The following is an 18,240-nucleotide window of genomic DNA, read 5'->3' as shown; positions in this document are numbered from 1 at the left end:
CCGCCTCCCACCGGTGCTCCGGTGGGAGGCGGTGGCGCGTCAGGGAGCCGCCGGAGGGCGTGACGCCGGCGCGAGCGGGTCCGGACGGATCAGCGCAGGGCCGGGCGGGTCATTCCGGCGTCGATGGTGTAGTCCGAGCCGGTGATGCTCGGGACCTTGCCGGAGGCGAGGAGGACGACCAGGGTGGCGACCTCCTCGGGTTCGATGATGCGGCCGGTGGCCAGACCCGTCATCTTCGGGACGGCCTCGATGAACTCCTCGGGGGTGAGTCCGGCGCTGCGCGCGGTCTGCGGGTTGGTCCACACCCGGGTGCGGACCGGGCCGGGCGAGATGGTGTTGACGCGGACGCCCTTGGGAGTGAACTCCGCGGCCAGCGACTTGCCGACGCTGGCGAGCGCGGCCTTGGCGGCCGAGTAGTGGCCGAGACGCGGGTCGGCGAGGGTGGCGTTGATCGAGCCGATGTTGACGACGGCACCGCGGCGCTCGACCAGGCTGGGCAGTGCCTCGCGGGTGGTGCGGATCGCGGTGAGGACGTTCAGGCCGAACGCCTCGCGCCAGGTGTCGTCGTCGATGTCGAGGAAGCCCTCGGCCAGTTTCACGCCGCCGCCGACGTTGTTGACCAGGATGTCGATGCCGCCGAACTCGCTCAGCGCGTGCGCGATCAGGGTCCGTGCGCCGTCCTCGGTGGCCAGGTCGACGGTGCGGGTGTACGGGGTGGCGGCGCGCAGGTCGGGGCCGACGGTGCGGGAGCCGCCGAGCACCCGCGCGCCCGCTTCGGTGAGGGCGCGTACGCAGGCCAGCCCGATCCCGCTGCCGGCTCCGGTGACCACGGCGGTTCTGCCGGTCAGGTCGAATCGCATGGCTACTCCTGTGTCGTGGACGAGTGTGCGGCGAAGAAGCGTCCGGTGGGGCCGCCGTGCGGCTGCGTCGCGACGTCGGCGATGTACCGGGCGGCCTGCTCGGGAGGCTGGTGGGGGCCCGGCATCATGCGGGTGCGGACGCGGCCCGGGTTGACGGCGTTGACGCGGACGCCGGTGCCCTCGGTGGTCGCGGCGAGCATGGTGGTGAGGCCGTTGAGCGCGCTCTTGGACAGCGAGTAGCCGGGGGTGCCGGGGAACAGCCGGCCGCCGAACTCCGAGGTGGTGCCGCTGGACACGACCAGGGCGTGGCCGCTGCCGCGCCGGACCATGGCCGGCACGAACTCCTGCAGCACCCGCCAGGTGCCCAGGAGGTTCACCCGCAGGGTCCGTTCGACCAGCTCCAGCGGTACGGCGAGGGGTTCGGTGCCCGCGTCGAGCAGCACGCCGGCGTTGCACAGCAGGATGTCCGGCGCGCCGACGGTCTTCGCGGCGCGCGCGACGCTGTCCGGGTCGGTGGTGTCGAGGTCCGTCCATCGGGTGCCGAGCTCCGCCGCGGCGGCGCGGGCCTGGTCGGGGTCGCGGGCGGTGAGCACGACGTCCAGGCCCCGTCGGTGCAGTTCGGCGGCGACGGCGCGGCCGATGCCGCGGTTGGCGCCGGTGATCAGGGCGGTGCCGGTGGTCATCGGTTCTCCTGGGGTCCGGCGCCGGTCAGTGCAGGCGCACGTGCAGGTGTTTGACGCTGTTCATGAAGTTGGTCTCCGGGCGGGCGGGGGCCTCGACGAGTTCCAGCCGGGGCAGCAGGTCGGCGACGCCGTCCAGGAACTCGCGCAGCTCCAGGACCGCCAGGCCGTTGCCGATGCAGACGTGCGGTCCGCCGCCGCCGAAGCTGAGCTGGGGGTTGGGCGTGCGGCCGAGGTCGAACCGGTCGGGATCGGTGAAGACCCGCTCGTCGCGGTTGGCGGAGCTGTACCAGACGACGACCTTCTCCCCCGCCGCCACCGGCTGCCCGGCGATCTCGGTGTCGGTGACGGCGCGCCGGGCGAAGTGGGTGACCGGTGTGACCCAGCGCAGCACCTCGGCGGCGGCGCTCGGCAGCATGCCGCGGTCCTCGCGCAGCCGGGCGAGCTGGTCGGGGTGGTCGAGCAGGGCCAGGACGCCGCCGGTGACGGAGCAGTAGGTGGTCTCGATGCCCGCGGTGATGAGCGTGGAGGCGAACAGGCCGACCTCGTCCGGGGTGAGCCGGTCGGGCAGGCCGAGCCGTTCGGCGCCGTCCAGGCGGGCGTCCAGCAGCAGCGAGAAGCAGTCGTCGGCGGGGTGGGCGGCCCGGTGGTGGGCGAAGTCGTGCAGGTAGGCGTGGATCTGCTGGAAGGGGTTGGGTCCGGCGTCGTCGCCGTACTCCTGGTCGCCGAGGTTCACCGTCCGGCGGGCCCAGCCGAGCATGGTGGCGCGGTCCTGCCGCGGGATGTCGAGCAGTTCGAGCAGCACCTCGAAGGGCAGGCGCAGGGCGATGTCCTCGGCGAGGTCGAACTCGCCCTTGTCCCGGGCCTCTTCGAGGAGGGAGTCGACGATGCCGCGGATCGGGGCCCGCAGGGCGGCCAGCCGGGCGGGGGCGAACACCTTGAAGGTCAGCTTGCGCACCCGGGTGTGCTCGGCGCCGTCCAGGAACGTGATGATCGGCGGGCTCGGGTCGACCTTGCGGATCGAGGTCATGGTGGTCGGGCTGGAGGAGAAGGTCCGCGCGTCCCGGGAGACGGCGGACACGTCCCGGTGCCGCACCACGTGCCACAGCGGCTCGCCGTCCGTGTCGGTGCCGCGGCTGACCGGCGCGGAGTCGCGCAGGTGGCGGAAGTGCTCGTACGGGACTCCGTCGGCGAAGGACTTCGGGTCCATCAGGTCGAGGTTCAAGGCGGTCATCGCGCGCCCCTTCCGGCCGGCCGCGCGGCCGGTGCGGCGCAGGCGTCGGCGAAGGCGAGTTCGTGGTGGATGCCGAGGGTGAAGTGCGTGGTGATCAGGCGGCGTTGCTCGGGCGTGGAGCGTTCGCCGAGGCGGTCGGCCAGCTCGGCGAACGCCTCGACGGCGAAGCGGTACGACTCGCCGGGGTGGTAGGCGGTGATCCAGGGCAGGTAGCGGTTGCCCGGTACGGCGTGGTCGCGCAGGTGGTCGGAGACCTCGGCGTTGAACCAGACCATGGGCAGCAGCGCTCCGATGCCGGCGTGGTACGAGGAGGCCGCGGAGGAGGTGAAGAAGGCGGCGTGGACCGCCACCGCCGGCGCGACGGGCTCCTCGACGGAGTCCGGCTCGGGCAGGCCGAGGCCGGGGGCGAGGGCGGCATGGGCCGCGCGCAGGCCGTCGCGGGCGTCCAGGGTGCCGACGACGGACTGGCCCAGCAGGCGGGCTCCGGCGTCGTCGGGGGCGTCGGCGGCGCAGCGGGCCAGCGCGCGGGCGTAGGCGGGCAGCAGGTACGCGGTGTCCTGGTGGACGAACCGGGCCAGCGCCGTGGCGGGCAGCGTCCCGTCGCGCAGGCCGGTCCAGAACGGATGGTTCAGCACCTCGTGCAGCACCGGTGCGCAGATCTCGCGGAGCTCCTGCCGCATCGCTCTCCCTCTCGCCGTGTCGTCCGTCGGCTCGGGACGCTAGTGACGCGCGCTCGAAGGAGGCTGGTGCCGCTCTCGACCGGTCGGGCCTGTCCGGCCCTGATCCGCCGGACAGGCCCTAGCCGGCTCCGGGTCCGGCGAGGCCGGTCAGTTCCTCCCACGACCAGCGCAGGCGTCCGGCGCGCAGGTCGTCGGTGACGGCGGTGAGCCAGCGCAGCTCCGCCGCGGCCATGGCGCGCTGGTACTCGGTCTCCAGCCAGATGACGCGGCCGAGGCCGTCGTCGTCCTCGTCGGCGAGCCGGGCGTCCAGGGCGTCCACGGTGCGGGCGAGGGCCGCGGCGCGGCCGTCCAGGACGGTCAGCGCCTCCTCGGGGGTGAGCATCAGCGCGAAGGAGAGCGCGACGGGGAACTGCGGATACTCCGGCTTGGGCGTGCCGAGCATGTCGAGCAGCCACTCGCGGGCGACCCGGCGGCCCTCCTCGGTGATCCGGTAGACGGTGCGCTCGGCGTACTGCTCGTCGCGCTCCACCTCGTGCACCTCGACCAGTCCGGCGGCGACCAGCCGCTCGACGGTCCGGTGGATGCTCGTGCGCTGGCCGACGTTGACGACCTGGTCCTTGCCCCACTCCTTGATCAGCCGCTGCATGCCGTACGGGTGCAGCGGCCGGTAGTGCAGCAGCGACAGGACGGTCAGGGCGAGCGGGGAACTGCGCGGCGCTGGGGCGGACATGGCAGCAGTCTAAGCCCCACCGTAACTAGTTGCACTGACACTAGTTGCCATGCAACCATTGAGGAGCCGGAGAAAGAGCCGGCAAGACGGCAGAACGGCACGGAGAAGACACGACGGGTCGACGGAAAGGACCACCGACATGACCACCACCGAGCGCATCACCGCCCGCGGCATCGTGACCAAGCGGCTGGGCACATGGACGGCCGCCGACGCCTTCGACGTCCGCGGCCAGGACGCGGGCATCGTGCTCGACCTGCGCGCCCCGGACGTCCCCGGGGACCTGCAGATCACCGTGGACCTCCGGAACAGCACCCTGAAGCTGCTGGTGGGCGACGGCGACGTCCTCGACGGGGGTGACGTCACCTGGCCCGCCAAGGGCCGGCTGAAGGACGCCCAGGGCCCCGACGGCACGACGGGCCGCCGGATCCACCTGTACGGCACCGCCCTCGACAGCGAGATCCGGGTCCACCGCGGCGGCGTGGCCATCGTGTCCGCGATGCTCTCCCGGGAGTACCTGGACGACGCCCGGCGCGCGCTCAAGGAGCGCCGGCACACCACCGTCGACGACCCGTCGCGCGGCTGAGGCCGCCGCTACCAGGCGACCGGGAGCGAGTGCACCCCGTGGAACACCTTGTCCTCGCCGGCCGTCGGGACCCGCTCCGGCGGGACGGCGAGGCGCAGGCCCGGCAGCCGGCGCAGCAGTGCACGGAAGGCCAGCTTCATCTCGAACCGGGCCAGTTGGGCGCCCAGACACTGGTGCACACCGTGCCCGAAGGCCAGGTGGGGCGCCTCGTCGCGGGACAGGTCCAGCCGGTCCGGGGCGGTGTAGAACGCCGAGTCGCGGTTGGCCGAGGCGAGCGAGACGATCAGCGTCTCCCCCGCCCGCACCGTCTGCCCGGCCACTTCCAGGTCCTCGCGGGCCGTACGGGTCAGCCCGAACTGGACGATGGTCAGATAGCGCAGGAGTTCCTCGACCGCGGTGTCCCACAGGCTCTCGTCGGCCCGCAGCGCCGCCAGCTGGCCGGGGTGCTGGAGCAGCGCGAACGCCCCGAGTCCGAGCATGTTCGCGGTCGTCTCGAGGCCGGCGATCAGCAGCAGCGCGCCGATCCCGACGACCTCCTCGTCCGTCAGCGAGCCGGCCCCGTGCAGCAGGTCGCTGAGGATGTCGTCGCGGGGCCGGACCCTGCGGTCCCGGACCAGCTCGGCGAGGCCGCCGTACAGCCCGTCCCGGGCTTCGCGCAGCGGCTCCTCGGCGGTGTCCAGGGACAGCATCGCGAGGATCCAGCGCTGGTAGTCCGGGCGTTCCTTCTCGGAGATGCCGAGCATCTCGGTGATGACCCTGGTCGGGATCGGCTGCGCGAACCACTCGACCAGGTCGGCGGGCGAGCCGTGCTCGATCATCCCGGTCAGCTGCTCGTCGATGATCTGCTCCAGCCGGGGCGTGATCTCGCGGCAGCGTTTGCGGGTGAAGTAGCGGCTCACCTGTCGCCGGTAGCGGCTCTGCTCCGGCGGGTCGAGCGCCGAGAAGACCCCGGGCGGCACGTCCAGCTCCTCCTCGGGGAGCGGGAGTTCGGTCGCCGGCGTGACCTGGATCAGCGGCGGGCTGGTCCGCGGGTCCGCCAGTGCGGCCCGTACGTCCTCGTACCGGGTGACCAGCCAGCCGATCCGGCCGCCGGGCAGCCGCAGCCGGCTCATCGGCCGTTCGGCGCGCAGCCGCGCGTACTCCTCGGGCGGGTCGAACGGGCAACCGCGCCGCGCCGGCAGGGTCATCGGGTCGGGAAGCGGCTTCGGCATGCTCGTCACACCGGCCGGTACTCGAGGAGCGCGACGTCGCCGGGCGCCGGGTCGTTGGCCGGGGCGAACCCGGCGTCGGCGGCCAGCCGGTTCCACTCCGCGCGACCGCGCTCCCGGCCGCCGAGCACGGCGAGCGACTCGACGTCGATCAGCTTGCCGATGTCCCACTCGCCCGGGCCGCGCAGCAGGTTCTCCACGATCAGCAGCCGGGCGTCGGTGGCGCCGATCGCCGCCCGGATGCTGCGCAGGATGAGCACGGCCTTGTCGTCGTCCCAGTTGTGCAGCGTGTTCTTGATGAAGTACGCGTCGCAGCCCGACGGCACCTCGGTGAAGAAGTCGATCGGGGCGACGGTGACGCGGTCCTCCACGCCGGAGCCGTCGAGGACCTCCTTGGCCTCGGCGACGGTGTGCGGCTGGTCGGCCAGCACTCCCGTGGTGCCGGGGTTGCGGCGCAGCAGCTCGACGAGGAAGTGGCCGCGTCCGCCGCCCACGTCGGCGATCCTGGCGAACCTGCCGAAGTCGAACTGGTCGAAGACGCGCTCCGTGCCGGGGTAGCGGTTCTGCAGCATCGCCCGGTCCAGCACCGCCGCCTTGTCGGGGTTGGCCTTCGTGTAGGCGTAGAACGGCATCCCGAAGGCGTGCGTGAACGCCGATCCGCCGGTGCGCAGGGTGTGCGCGACGTCCTCGTAGGGACGCCAGAGCATCGGGTCGGAGGCGAACAGGAACATGTCGCGGATGCCGCCCTCGGCGTCCGAGACCAGGCCCTCGGAGACCGGCAGCAGCGCGAAGCGGCCGTCCTCGCCCTCGTGGAGCACGCCGGCGGCGGCGACGGCCCGCAGCACCCGGTAGAGGGCGTCGGGGTCGGTGCCGGTGGCGGCGCTGAGCTCGGCCACCGTGCGCGGGCCGTCGGCCAGCGCGTCGGGCACCTTGACCTCCACGATCGCCCGTAGCGCACCGATCGCCCACTTCGCGTAGACGAATCCGAGCACCTGCTGGCGCGGCGGCAGGCCGCGGTCGAACCATCCGTCCATGCCCGCGGGCTGCGGAGGGCCGTCCTGCGCGTTCATCCTTGTCCACCTCTCGTCGGGGGGCTCCGGCCGCCGACAGCCTCCCGGCGCCGGCTCGAATCCGGGTGGAACGGTGCTGGGGGTGTCCCGTCGATCAGGCCGCGGGCCCGGCATGACCGGCGGGACACCCCCAGGTCGCGGCGGCGGGTTCCACCGGCGGTCGAGGAGTACTCGAAGCGGCTGCCGGACGCTCGGGGCGGTAGTGCCAATCGACGAAGGGGACGCCTATGTGCGGCATCACGGGCTGGGTGGACTTCGGACAGGACCTCTCACGGGAACGGCCGGTGCTGCAGGCGATGACCGACGCCCTGGCCGCCCGCGGCGTCGACGGCCAGGGGCTGTGGCTGAACGGCCACGCGGCGCTCGGGCACACCCGGACGGCCGTCATCGACGTGGCGGGCGGCGCACAGCCGCTGGCGGTGGAGGAGGACGGCCGCACGGCGGCCGTGATCGTGCACAACGGCGAGATCTACAACTTCCAGCAGCTGCGCGGCGAACTCCAGGCGCGCGGGCGCCGGTTCCGCACCCGGACGGACACCGAGGTGGCGCTCCAGGCGTACCTGGAGTGGGGGCCGTCCTTCGCCGAGCGGCTCGAGGGCATCTTCGCGTTCGCCATCTGGGACGTGCGCCGCGAGGAACTGGTGCTGGTGCGCGACCGGCTGGGCGTGAAGCCGCTGTTCTACACCGACCTCCCGCAGGGCGTGCTGTTCGGCTCCGAGCCCAAGGCGCTGCTCGCCCACCCCGCGGTCCGCCCGGTGGTGGACCTGGAGGGCCTGCGCGAGCTGTTCACGGTGGCCAAGCAGCCGGGCCGGGCGGTCTTCCGGGACATGCGGGAGCTGCTGCCCGGCCATACGCTGACCATCGGCCGCGACGGCGCGCGGCTGCGCACGTACTGGACGCTGACGGCGCGCGAGCACACCGACGACCTGCGGAACACCGTGGGTACGGTGCGCGATCTGCTGGACGACATCGTGCGGCGCGAGCTGGTCGCCGACGTGCCGCTGTGCACCGCGCTCTCCGGCGGCCTGGACTCGAGCACGGTCACCGCGGTCGCCGCCGGCCTGCGGTGGAAGCAGGACGGCGAGCGGATCCGGACCTTCGTCACCACCTTCGACGGCTACGTGGAGAACTTCCAGAAGGACGACGTGCGGTTCTCGCCGGACGAGCCGTACGCGGCCGAGGTCGCGGCGCACGTCTCCTCCGACCACGTCAACATCAGGCTCGACCCGGACGCCCTGATGGACCCCGGCACCCGGCTGGACGTGGTGCTCGCGCAGGACGCCCCTTCCACGCTGGGCGACATGGACACCTCCAACTATCTGACCGCGCGCGAGATCAAGACCCACTCGACCGTGGCGCTGGTCGGCGAGGTCGCCGACGAGATCTTCGGCGGCTACAACTGGATGTTCAAGCCGGAGTGCGTGGGCGCCGACGTCTTCCCCTGGGTGGTCAACGAGGGTCTGCACCCGAGCAACCGGGGCGGCCAGGGGCGCGACCTGTTCTCCGTCGGCTTCCTGGAGAAGCTGGACATGGCCGGCCACTACGCCGACACCTACCGCGAGGCGGTCGCGCAGGTGCCGCACCAGACGGGCGAGAGCCCCGAGGAGGCCCGGATGCGCACCATCGGCCACCTCACCCTGACCCGGTGGCTGCCGATGCTGCTGGACCGCGGGGACCGGCTCTCCATGGCGCACGGCCTGGAGCTGCGCGTGCCGTACGCCGACCACCGGCTGGTGGAGTACCTCTACAACACCCCGTGGAGCTTCAAGACCTTCGACGGCCAGGAGAAGTCCATCCTGCGGGCCGTCGCCCGGGACCTGCTGCCGGCCTCCGTGCTGGAGCGCAAGAAGAGCCCGTGGCCGGTCACCCAGGACCCGGCGTACACCCGGATGCTCCACGCGGAGCTGGCCGCCCTGGCCGCCGACGACAGCGCGCCGATCCAGCCGTACCTCAACCACGAGGCGGTGCGGCGCACGCTGGACCACCCCGGCGACGCGCACGACTGGCCGAGCCGGATGCACCTGGAAATGGCCCTTCAGTTCAACACCTGGCTGCGCCACTACGGCATCGAACTGGCGATCTGAACGGAGACCCCCTATGACCGACCTCGCGCCCGAGCCGCTCGATCCCCGCATCGCACACGCCCAGGAGGTGTACACGCGCGGAAAGCTGGCGATCTACGACAAGTGGGTGCTGGGGCTGTTCTGCTCAGCGGTGTGGCGCTGCCCGGCGCACGTGATGCGCCGCCTCTACGACACCTCCGTCGGCCGGCGCCATCTGGACATCGGGCCCGGCACCGGCTACTTCGTCGACAAGTGCCGGTTCCCGGACCCCGATCCGGAGATCACGCTGCTCGACCTCAACGAGGAGTGCCTCGAGATGTCGGCGGCGCGGATCTCCCGCTACCGGCCGCGGACCTGCCGGGCCAACCTGTTGGAGCCGCTGCCGCTGCCCCCGCAGCACTTCGACTCGGCCGCCATGAACCTGGTGTTCCACACCATCCCCGGCGGCTGGGACGGCAAGGGCGTCATCCTCAAGCACGTCGCGCAGACGCTGCGCCCCGGCGGCGTGCTGTTCGGCACGACCGTGCTGGCCGAAGGCGTGCCGATGAACCGGCTGACGCACAAGCTGCTCCTCGAGCAGCACCGGCGCGGCAACTTCCAGAACCAGGGCGACGATCCGCAGGGTCTGGAGCGCCAGCTGGCGAAGTACTTCCCGGAGTACCGAGTGCGCATCCGCGGCGCGGTCGCGGTGTTCCGGGCGACGGCCGGCTGAGGCCGGCGGGGAATGCCGAGGGCGCCGGTCCCGTGTGGGACCGGCGCCCTCGTGGTGCTCAGGCGGTGACGGAGAGGACCTGGCGGAGCGCGTCGGTGAGCGCCGCCGCCGGGTCGGCGGGAAGCTCCTCGCCGCGCCAGGCGACGTAGCCGTCGGGGCGGACCAGGACCGCACCGCCCTGACCGAGGCGGTAACGGGTCGCCCACTCGGACTCGACGTCGGTCAGCTCGGCGCCGGAGGCGGCCGGACCGACCCGGTAGGCCCGCACGGGCACCGAGGCGCGCGCCGCGGCCTCCGCCGCCGCGCTCTTCCACTCGTCGCCGGAGGGACCGGTGAGGAGGACGAACGCGTCGTGGAACAGGTCGTGCGCGCCGATGCGGCGGCCGCCGTGGTCGAGCCACAGGTGCGGCGCGCGGGTGCCGGGCCTGGCGTACTGGTCGACCTGCTCGCCGATGACGCCGGTGTGCTCCGCGCCGATCATCGCCGAGGAGCGGTACCGCTGGGCCAGGATGCACAGCGTCGGCTCCAGCGGGTCCTCCTGCGGGGTGGGCCCGAAGCGCGACTCCTGGCTGCGCACGGTGAGGTCGGCCAGCTCCACGGCGACGGCGCGCCGCTCGTCCTCGTAGCTGTCCAGCAAGCCGTCGCCGGCCTGCCCCTTGATCACCGCGGCGAGCTTCCAGGCCAGGTTGTGGGCGTCCTGCACCGCCGAGTTGGCGCCCAGCGCGCCCGCCGGCGGCCAGACGTGCGCGGCGTCGCCGACGAGGAGGACGCGGCCGGCGCGGTAGCGGTCGGCGACCCCGACCGCCTCCTCCCAGGAGGCCTTGTCGATGACCTCGACCGGAACGTCCCGGCCGATCAGGGCCTGGGCCGCGGCGGCGCACCGCTCCAGGGTGTAGTCCTCCGGAGACTCCTCGGCGGGGTCGTAGGTGAGCGCGACGCCCCAGTGGTCCGGCAGGGCGTGGGTGACGAATCCGCCGGCGACGCCGTCGCCGCCGATGATCCAGAACAGCGCCGTCTTCTCGATCAGGTCCGACAGGTCGGCCTTGATGACGAAGGAGACGTAGGAGCGGATCGTGCCGCGGCCGGTGCGCGCGATGCCGAGGCCGTCGCGGATGGTGCCCCGGTAGCCGTCGCAGGCGACCAGGTAGCGGGCCCGCACGGTGCGGCGCTCGCCCGTGCCGCGGTCCTCGATCACCGCCGTGACGCCGTCCGCGTCCTGTTCCACCGACACGCACTGGGTGTTGTGCCGGATCTCGGCGCCATGGGCGCGGGCGCTCTCGGCCAGGACCGGTTCCACGGTGCTCTGGTCGGCCATGCCGAACTCGCCGGCGGTGAACTCGGGCAGGGCGCGCGGAGAGTCCTGCGCCATGATCCAGTGCCAGTCGGAGCTGAGGTTCGCGCAGCGGACGACGCCCGAGTCGGCGTCGAAGGGGCGGCCGGCCTCCTTGATCTCCGCTTCCAGGCCGAGCGGCCGGTAGATCTCCATCGTACGGGGGTTGATGCCGCGGGCACGTCCCTGGACCGCCACACCGGCGTGCCGGTCCACGAGCAGCGACCTCACTCCCTGGTGCGAGAGGAAGAGCGAGGTCGCCAGCCCGGCATAGCCGCCGCCGACGATCAGTACGGGCACGGTCTCGTCGTACGGGGTCACTTCATGCATTCCTTTCCGATGTGGTTTCGGCCCAGCTCTGCAGCCGCCAGGCCGCCTCGCAGAAGGCGAGTTCGTACAGCGCTCCGTGCAGGAAACCGTCCTCCAGGAGGGCGAGTTCGGCCTCGGGCGCGGTCGCGGCGAAGTCGTCGACGAGCGCGAGGTAGGCCTCGACGTAGCCGTCGAAACCGTCTCCCGGGCAGTACTGGGCGATCCAGTCCGTGTAGCGCGTGCCGGGCACCAGGCGCCGCCGCAGCTCGACGCAGACCTGCTGGTGGAACCAGGTCATCGGCAGCAGGCCGCCGATCGCCGCGGCGAAGGAGGCGGTCGAGGACGCGGTGAGGAAGGAGGTGTGGGCGAGCGTCGTCGGGCTGATGCCGTCGGCCGGTTTCAGGGTGTCGAACCGGCCTGCCAGCACGTCGAGTTCGCGCGCCATCCGGTCGAGCGACTCGAACGTCGCGCCGGCCGCGCCCGCCAGCAGCGCCCCCTGCTCGGGGCGCTGCGCGACGGCGGCCGTACGGGCCAGGGCGCGGGCGTAGGCGGGGACGGTGAAGCGGAAGTCCTGTTCGGCGAAGTGCCAGAGGGCCTCGGGCGGCAGGGTGCCGTCGCACAGGCCCGTCCAGAAGGGGTGTGCGTGCACCTGCGCGAGCAGCGGCTCGGCACGCGCCCACAACCGCTGACGTAACGTCATGCGACTCGTCCCCCTCCTGCCCCGTCGGGCGAGTTCTACCAGGTGTGGATCCCCTCGAAACTCGACCACGTCGATCGAGTACGGCTTGAGTCCCGCCGGAGCGTCAGCCCGTCTCGAACAGATGCCTGTGGCGCGACAGCCAGGCGTCGAAACCGTTCGGTTCCCGTCCGGTCAGGCTCCGTACGGTGGGCAGCGGGAGGCCGCCCCTGCGCGGGTCGGGGTCGGCCTGGGCGTCGAGCAGTCCGGCGGCGAACCCGGCCGGCAGGCCGCCCGCCGCCATCGCCTCGGCCGCCGCCTCACGGGGCGCCTCGACGTACGTCAGCGGGCGGCCGAGGAGCCTGGCGACGCGGGCGGCCTGCTGGGGCGAGGTCAGCGCCTCGGGTCCGGTGAGCCGGTGGACCCGGCCACCGTGCCCGGCGGTGGTCAGGCAGACGACGGCCGCGGCGGCGACGTCCGCAGGGTCGACCACGGCACGCGGAATGTGCCCGTACGTCTGGTACACGGTCCCCTCGGCGGCGATCGAGGCCCGCCACTGCAGCACGTTCGACATGAAGGCGGCGGGGCGCAGCGCGGTGAACTCGGCACCGGTACGGGCGAACGCCTGCTCGGCCTCCGCGTGGGCGCGGCCGTAGGAGCCGAGGGCGGGCCCGTCCGCGGCGACCGAGGAGACCTTCACGACCCGGCCGACCCGGCACCGGCGCACCTCCTCGGCGACCACCGCCTCCTGCGCGGCGGCGTCCGGCCCGGCGGACAGCACGAAGACCCCCTCGGCCCCGTCCAGCGCGGCCCGCACGGTCTCCGGCCGTCCCAGATCCCCGACGGCCACCTCGACACCGGGCCCGAACCGGACCCGGCCCGCGTCCCGTACGAACGCCCGGACCGCCCGGCCGCCGCTGCGCAACCCGGCGACCACCTCGCGCCCGACGGTACCGCCGGCACCGATCACGACAAACACGTCGGTTCCTCTCTCTGCGTCACGTCGCTTCCCTCAGGGGGTCGGGGCGAGGGCCGGGGGGTGCCAGTCGCCGACCGCGACCAGGCCCTGCTGGTTTGCCGTGGGCGGGGTGCGGCGGAGGCGGGCGTTGCGGCGCAGGATGCGCCAGCGGTGTTCGGTGAGCTTGAACTCGCCCATGCGGCGGGAGGCTTCGACGATGCCCTGGGAACGTGGCCGGCGCTGCTCGTCGTAGTGGGCGAGGGCCGTCGGGACGTCGGGCTCGGCGGCGAGCGCCGCGCACAGGACGGCCGCGTCCTCCAGGGCCTGGCAGGCGCCCTGGCCGAGGTCGGAGGTCATGGCGTGGGCGGCGTCGCCCAGCATCGCGACCCGTCCCGAGACGTACGAGGGCAGCGGCTGGGCCAGCTCGTAGACGTCGTGGCGCAGGACGCGGCCCGCCGGGGTGGCGTCGATCAGCTCGGGCACCGGGTGGTGCCAGTGGCCGAACCGGCGTCGCACTTCCGCGTGTTCGTCGGCGAGGCGCAGCCCCTCCGGGGTGTTGGCGACGGCGAACCAGTAGACGCGGTCGCCGCCGAGCGGCATGCGGCCGAACTCCAGGCCGCGGCCCCAGGTGCTGCCGCCGGGCTCGGCCGCGCCGTCGACGCCCTCGGCGATGCCGCGCCAGACGCTGTGGCCGCTGTACACGGGCGGCGGGACCCGTGGCCACCGCGCGCGCCGGATCCGGCTGAACGCGCCGTCGGCGGCGACGACCAGGTCGGCGCGCACGGTCCGCTCGCCGACGGCCGTACGGTGGACGACCTCCGCGCCGTCGGGGAGGTCGACGACGCGGGTGGCCTCGGCACCGGTGCGCAGGGCGCGGTCCGGCAGGGCCGCGCGGAGCGCGGCGTGCAGCTCCGGGCGGGTCAGCACGATCAGGGAGAGGCCGTGCGCGCGGAGGAACGCCGGGTCGGCGGGCGGCTGCAGGCGGCGACCGGAAGCGAGGCGCAGGCCTTCGCCTCCGGGTGCCATGAACGCAGCGCGCCGTCGTACGTCGTCGCCGACGCCGAGCAGGTCGAGCGCGCGCTGGGCGTTGGTGAGCAGCGAGATGCCCGCACCGGTCTCGCGCGGTTCGGGGGCGCGTTCGAGAACGGTCACGCGCCACCCGGTCCTGTGCAGGCCGACGGCGGCGGCCAGGCCGCCGATCCCGCCGCCCACCACGACGGCGCTGCGCCCGGTGGCGGGCATCCGCGCCATCAGCGCAGGACCGCTTCGGCGAGCAGGTCCAGGTGGCCGGGGTCGGCCGTGACCGACAGCAGGAACAGCTCGTCGCAGCCGGCCGCCGCGTAGCCGTCGGCGACCGCGCGGAGCATCTCGCCCTCGGTGATGGCGCCCTTCGCCAGGTGCTCGGCGAGCTGCCCCATGTAGCCGTAGTACGAGAGCAGGTGCGCGCGGGCGTCTTCCGCGCCGTTCGGGCCGAGCGCGGCGTAGCAGTTGGCGCCCATCCGGGGGGTGCCCTCGCGGCCCTCCTCCGCCCAGAGCTTGCGGAAGCCCTCGACCTGCTCGGCGTACCGCTGGGGCGGGCCGCCGGGGGAGATCCAGCCGATGGTGTGGCGGGCGGCGCGGCGCAGGCCGGCCGGGGAGTGGCCGCCGCCCCACAGCGGGATGTCGCCGCGGACGGGGTGGGGTCCGACGCCGGCGTGGGGTCCCTCCCCGGCCCAGAGCTGCCGCATCTCCTCGATCGTGGTGTCCAGGCGTCGGCCGCGCGTGTGGAAGTCGGTGCCGGTGGCGGCGTAGTCGTCCTCGCGCATGCCGGCGGAGACACCGACGACCAGGCGGCCTTCGGAGATCCGGTCGAGGCTGGCGAGCTGCTTGCCCAGCTCGACGGCGCTGGGCCGGTAGGCGGGCAGCAGGATGGCCGTGACCAGCTTGATCCGGGTGGTGACCGCGGCGGCGGCGGACAGGGCGACGATGCTGTCGTAACTGTCGTACGCCACCCGGTCGGTGACGGTCAGGCTGCTGAAGCCGAGGCGGTCGGCCCGGCGGGCGAACTCGATCAACTGGCTGCCTTCGGCGCCGGGCACGCCGATCGGCAGGCAAACGCCGATGTCCACGGTGGTTCCTCCTCGGGTGACGGTACGGGGGTCGGTCAGTCCTCGTCGCGGTCGCCGCCGCGACGGGTGTGCATGGCATCGGCCATCCGTCGCTTCACGGACGGGATCCGGGACGCGATGCGGAGCTGGGTGCGCAGGGCCGCGAGGGCGAGCCGGCCGAGGTACGGCCGGTGGATCAGCTGGTCGCCGCCGGTCTGCGCCTTGGATGCGAGGACGGCCTCGAAGCCGTAGTCGATCATCCTCGTCTCGTAGCCGCGGACGGCGTCGTGCAGGCTGCTGCGGCCGTCCCGGAAGGCGGTGAGCCTGCGGGTCAGGAGGGCGGCGTCGCGCAGCGCGGTGTTGGCGCCGACGCCCTGGCCGGGCGTCATGGTGTGGATGGCGTCGCCGATGAGGGTGATGTTGCCGGTGGGCCACTGGGGCACGGGCACAGAGGTGCGGATGTTGATGGGGAAGCAGGTGCTCGGGTCCGCGAGCCGGAACAGCTCGCGCAGGTTCGGGTGCCAGTCGGCGGTCATCTCCCGGACGAGCTCGATCAGTTGGCGGCCGTCACGCTTGAGCACGTCCGGCGGGAACTTGTCGGTGGACGCCCAGAAGCCCCAGTTGACGTAGTCGCGGGTGTTGTCGAAGAGCAGGCCGGGCCACTGCCGGACCAGGTCGGCGTCGTTGCCGCCGACACCGTTCTTGGGCCGGCCGTCCCCGTCCCACGGGAACTCCATGGTGTGCAGGATGCAGCTGTACCCCCGGGGGGCGAGGACCAGGCCGATGCCGTCGGCGACGGCCTCCGGGAGCAGGGCGCGTGACTCCGGGGTGAGCGGGAGCTTCGCGGCGATGGAGATGATGCCGGCGTCCTCGACCCGGGCGTGCGGCAGATACTGCTTGCGCACGCGGGAGCCGACGCCGTCCGCCGCCACCAGCAGGTCGCCGGTGTCCTCGCCGCCCTCCGCGAAGTACGCGGTGACCCTGCCGTCGGGGCGCTGCTCGTAATGGGTGAACGTCCGGCCGAACCGGATGACGTCCTCCATGCCGGTGAACAGCACCTGGCGCAGCGTCATCCGGCTGACCGAGCGTTCGCCGCTCTCCTCGTCCACGGCGGGGCGCAGCGGCAGGTCGACGCTGGTGCGCAGCCGCTCGGTGAGCATGACGAAGTGGCGTGGCGGCCGGGCGCAGGTGGCCTTGAACGTCTCGTGCAGCTCGGGGGGCAGCACCTGCTTGAGGGCCGCGCTTCCGTCGGGCCCGATCCCGACGCGATACCCGTGCAGTCCGGCGCTCCGGGTCCGGTCCCGCTCGTAGACGACGACGTCGAACCCGGCCCGCCGCAAGCCGTGCGCCAGCGCCATGCCGCCGGTGCCGGCGCCGATGACGATGACGCGGAAGGGAGCCGGGGCCGGTGCCTCGCCGGCGGCGGACCCGGTGTGCAGCGGTTCGCTGGTCATGGGGTGGTGTCGCCCTCCTCGGAAGGGAGGCCCTCGACCTGGATGGAGCGGGTCGGGCAGCCTCGCCGGGCGCGTCGGAGTTCGTCGCGCAGGGTGTCCGGGGGACGGTCGTCCAGGACCACGACGCGGCCCTCCTCGTCCTGGTCGAACACCTGCGGCAGCCGGTAGACGCACAGGCTGCTGGTCACACAGGTCTCCCGCTCGGCGGAGACGCGCAGGGAGCCCATCGCCGTCACCAGCTCACGGGGATCTCGGTGTAGCCGGCCAGGAAGCCGCCCTCCGGGCGCTTCAGCTCCTCGCCGGGCACCGCGAGCCGCAGACCGGGCAGACGGCACAGCAGGCCCTCGGTGGCCTCCTGGAGTTCCATCCGGGCCAGCGCGGCGCCGGCGCAGAAGTGGATGCCCGCGCCGAAGGTCAGGTGGTGGTTCTCGGTGCGGCGGATGTCCAGGTCGAGCGGGTTCTCGAACTCGTCGGCGTCCATGTTGGACTCCTGGGAGAGCAGCACCGTGGAGCCCTTGGGGATGACCGTGGTGCCGTCGAGCAGCTCGATGTCCTCGACGGCGTAGCGCAGCGTGCCCAGCGAGGTGCCCATGATCTGGTAGCGCAGCAGTTCCTCGACGGCCGAGGGCACCAGCGACAGGTCCGCCTTCAGCTCGGCGGCCGCCTCGGGCCGGTGCAGCAGCACGGCCATGCCGGTGCCGAGCTGGGAGGCGGTGGTGACGTAGCCGGCGATCAGCAGGGTCTTCACCCAGTGCTGGAGCTGATAGTCGGTCAGCTTCGTGGGATCCTCGCGGCTGATCTCGATCAGCTCGCTGATCAGGTCGTCGCCCGGCCGCTCGCGCTTGGCGTCGATCAGCTCGGTCAGGTAGTCCCAGTACTGCCGCCGGCACTCCTCGACCTCGTCCTCGGGCAGCCGGGAGACGGACAGGAAGCCGTCGATCAGGCGGCGGAACTTGGCGCGGTCCTGCGGCGGCACGCCCAGCATGTGGCAGATCACCAGGATCGGCAGCGGGTAGGCGAACGCCTCCATCAGGTCGACCGGCTGCGGTCCCGCGGCCATCTCGTCGAGGAGCTGCCCGACGATCTCCTTGACCACCACGCGCAGCGCCTCGATCCGGCGCGCGCTGAAGGCCCGCATGACGACGGCGCGTTCGGTCAGATACCGGGGCGGGTCGTTGTCGATCCGGGGGTCGCCGAACAGGTCGTTGCTGGCGGAGACGCGGGAGGCCCGGCCGAAGGTGTTGCGGCTGAGCCGCTCGTCGGCGAAGAGCCGCCGTACGTCCTTGTACCGGGTGACCAGCAGCGCGGGTTCGCCACTGGGCAGCGTGATCTCAAGGAGTGGCTGCTCGCGCAGCGTCGTCCAGCCCTCCGGTATGTCGGGGGCGGGGGCCCATGCAAGGGGATACCCGACGGGGCACCGATCGCCGCTCATGTCTGAACCGCCCTCTCCTGTGCGCACTGCTCGGACCGGGCCAGCGTGCGCATCCGTCCTGGGGACCCGCTCGAAGCGCGGTCGAACGCCGCGGACGCGGTACGGCCCAGCGCAGGTCGAGCGAGACTCCATCGGGCGCTGCGAGATTCCCCCCGGTACACCTCCGTACGGACC

The 18,240-nt window shown here is 73.0% G+C and carries 18 protein-coding genes; 3 read left to right on the top strand and 15 right to left on the bottom strand.

Features of this window, described 5'->3' with window-relative positions; all coding sequences use genetic code 11:
- Positions 1-89 precede the first annotated feature (89 nt).
- The 5 genes from GGE06_RS39535 to GGE06_RS39515 form a co-directional block, all read right to left on the bottom strand.
- Positions 90-860, bottom strand: a complete 771-nt coding sequence (locus tag GGE06_RS39535; protein ID WP_116157681.1) for an SDR family NAD(P)-dependent oxidoreductase — start codon at positions 858-860, stop codon at positions 90-92.
- Between the two features lie 2 nt (positions 861-862).
- Positions 863-1,543 carry an SDR family NAD(P)-dependent oxidoreductase gene (locus tag GGE06_RS39530; protein ID WP_116157682.1) on the bottom strand — a complete coding sequence of 227 codons (681 nt, stop codon included), beginning with the start codon at positions 1,541-1,543 and terminating at the stop codon, positions 863-865.
- A gap of 25 nt (positions 1,544-1,568) precedes the next feature.
- A complete protein-coding gene (locus GGE06_RS39525; protein WP_116157683.1) occupies positions 1,569-2,774 on the bottom strand; it encodes a cytochrome P450 in 1,206 nt (401 codons plus the stop codon).
- Positions 2,771-3,454, bottom strand: a complete 684-nt coding sequence (locus tag GGE06_RS39520) for a TenA family protein (protein ID WP_116157684.1) — start codon at positions 3,452-3,454, stop codon at positions 2,771-2,773. The genes GGE06_RS39525 and GGE06_RS39520 overlap by 4 nt, the downstream gene beginning before the upstream one ends.
- A gap of 118 nt (positions 3,455-3,572) precedes the next feature.
- Complete coding sequence (locus GGE06_RS39515) at positions 3,573-4,184, bottom strand: PadR family transcriptional regulator (protein ID WP_116157685.1); 612 nt, start codon at positions 4,182-4,184, stop codon at positions 3,573-3,575.
- Between the two features lie 139 nt (positions 4,185-4,323).
- Here GGE06_RS39515 and GGE06_RS39510 point away from each other — a divergent pair, with 139 nt between their 5' ends.
- Positions 4,324-4,767 (top strand): hypothetical protein, encoded by a 444-nt coding sequence (locus GGE06_RS39510; RefSeq protein ID WP_116157686.1) that lies wholly within the window; start codon positions 4,324-4,326, stop codon positions 4,765-4,767.
- An 8-nt stretch (positions 4,768-4,775) separates the two neighbouring features.
- Here the strand turns inward: GGE06_RS39510 and GGE06_RS39505 are convergent, their stop codons facing one another.
- Positions 4,776-5,978: a cytochrome P450 gene (locus GGE06_RS39505; RefSeq protein ID WP_116165194.1), complete on the bottom strand. Its 1,203-nt coding sequence runs from the start codon at positions 5,976-5,978 to the stop codon at positions 4,776-4,778.
- A 5-nt stretch (positions 5,979-5,983) separates the two neighbouring features.
- Positions 5,984-7,045, bottom strand: a complete 1,062-nt coding sequence (locus tag GGE06_RS39500) for a methyltransferase (protein ID WP_181924433.1) — start codon at positions 7,043-7,045, stop codon at positions 5,984-5,986.
- Positions 7,046-7,272: 227 nt separating this feature from the next.
- Here GGE06_RS39500 and asnB point away from each other — a divergent pair, with 227 nt between their 5' ends.
- Together asnB and GGE06_RS39490 are read left to right on the top strand one after the other, a co-directional pair.
- Complete coding sequence (asnB, locus tag GGE06_RS39495; RefSeq protein WP_116157688.1) at positions 7,273-9,129, top strand: asparagine synthase (glutamine-hydrolyzing); 1,857 nt, start codon at positions 7,273-7,275, stop codon at positions 9,127-9,129.
- A gap of 13 nt (positions 9,130-9,142) precedes the next feature.
- Positions 9,143-9,820, top strand: a complete 678-nt coding sequence (locus GGE06_RS39490; RefSeq protein ID WP_116157689.1) for a class I SAM-dependent methyltransferase — start codon at positions 9,143-9,145, stop codon at positions 9,818-9,820.
- Between the two features lie 58 nt (positions 9,821-9,878).
- Here GGE06_RS39490 and GGE06_RS39485 read toward each other — a convergent pair whose 3' ends face one another.
- The 8 genes from GGE06_RS39485 to GGE06_RS39450 all read right to left on the bottom strand — a co-directional run bounded on the left by GGE06_RS39485 (position 9,879) and on the right by GGE06_RS39450 (position 18,066).
- Positions 9,879-11,471: an FAD-dependent monooxygenase gene (locus tag GGE06_RS39485; protein WP_116157690.1), complete on the bottom strand. Its 1,593-nt coding sequence runs from the start codon at positions 11,469-11,471 to the stop codon at positions 9,879-9,881.
- A 1-nt stretch (position 11,472) separates the two neighbouring features.
- Positions 11,473-12,159, bottom strand: coding sequence for a TenA family protein (locus GGE06_RS39480; RefSeq protein ID WP_184933073.1), 687 nt, complete (start codon positions 12,157-12,159; stop codon positions 11,473-11,475).
- A 103-nt stretch (positions 12,160-12,262) separates the two neighbouring features.
- Entirely contained in the window at positions 12,263-13,114 is an 852-nt protein-coding gene (locus GGE06_RS39475) for an NAD(P)H-binding protein (RefSeq protein ID WP_116157692.1), read from the bottom strand.
- A 33-nt stretch (positions 13,115-13,147) separates the two neighbouring features.
- Complete coding sequence (locus GGE06_RS39470) at positions 13,148-14,344, bottom strand: FAD-dependent monooxygenase (RefSeq protein WP_246533035.1); 1,197 nt, start codon at positions 14,342-14,344, stop codon at positions 13,148-13,150.
- A complete protein-coding gene (locus tag GGE06_RS39465; RefSeq protein ID WP_184933072.1) occupies positions 14,344-15,201 on the bottom strand; it encodes an LLM class flavin-dependent oxidoreductase in 858 nt (285 codons plus the stop codon). The genes GGE06_RS39470 and GGE06_RS39465 overlap by 1 nt, the downstream gene beginning before the upstream one ends.
- A 35-nt stretch (positions 15,202-15,236) precedes the next feature.
- Positions 15,237-16,634, bottom strand: a complete 1,398-nt coding sequence (locus GGE06_RS39460; RefSeq protein WP_184933071.1) for an FAD-dependent oxidoreductase — start codon at positions 16,632-16,634, stop codon at positions 15,237-15,239.
- Positions 16,631-16,861, bottom strand: a complete 231-nt coding sequence (locus GGE06_RS39455) for a ferredoxin (RefSeq protein WP_181924840.1) — start codon at positions 16,859-16,861, stop codon at positions 16,631-16,633. Before GGE06_RS39455 ends, GGE06_RS39460 begins: the two co-directional genes overlap by 4 nt.
- 5 nt (positions 16,862-16,866) lie before the next feature.
- Positions 16,867-18,066: a cytochrome P450 gene (locus GGE06_RS39450; protein WP_184933070.1), complete on the bottom strand. Its 1,200-nt coding sequence runs from the start codon at positions 18,064-18,066 to the stop codon at positions 16,867-16,869.
- Between the last annotated feature and the right edge of the window lie 174 nt (positions 18,067-18,240).

It is taken from the genome of Streptomyces nymphaeiformis, assembly GCF_014203895.1.
GTDB lineage: Bacteria > Actinomycetota > Actinomycetes > Streptomycetales > Streptomycetaceae > Streptomyces > Streptomyces nymphaeiformis.
The sequence above is the reverse complement of the archived record's forward strand: the minus strand, read 5'-3'. Positions and strand labels throughout refer to the sequence as shown.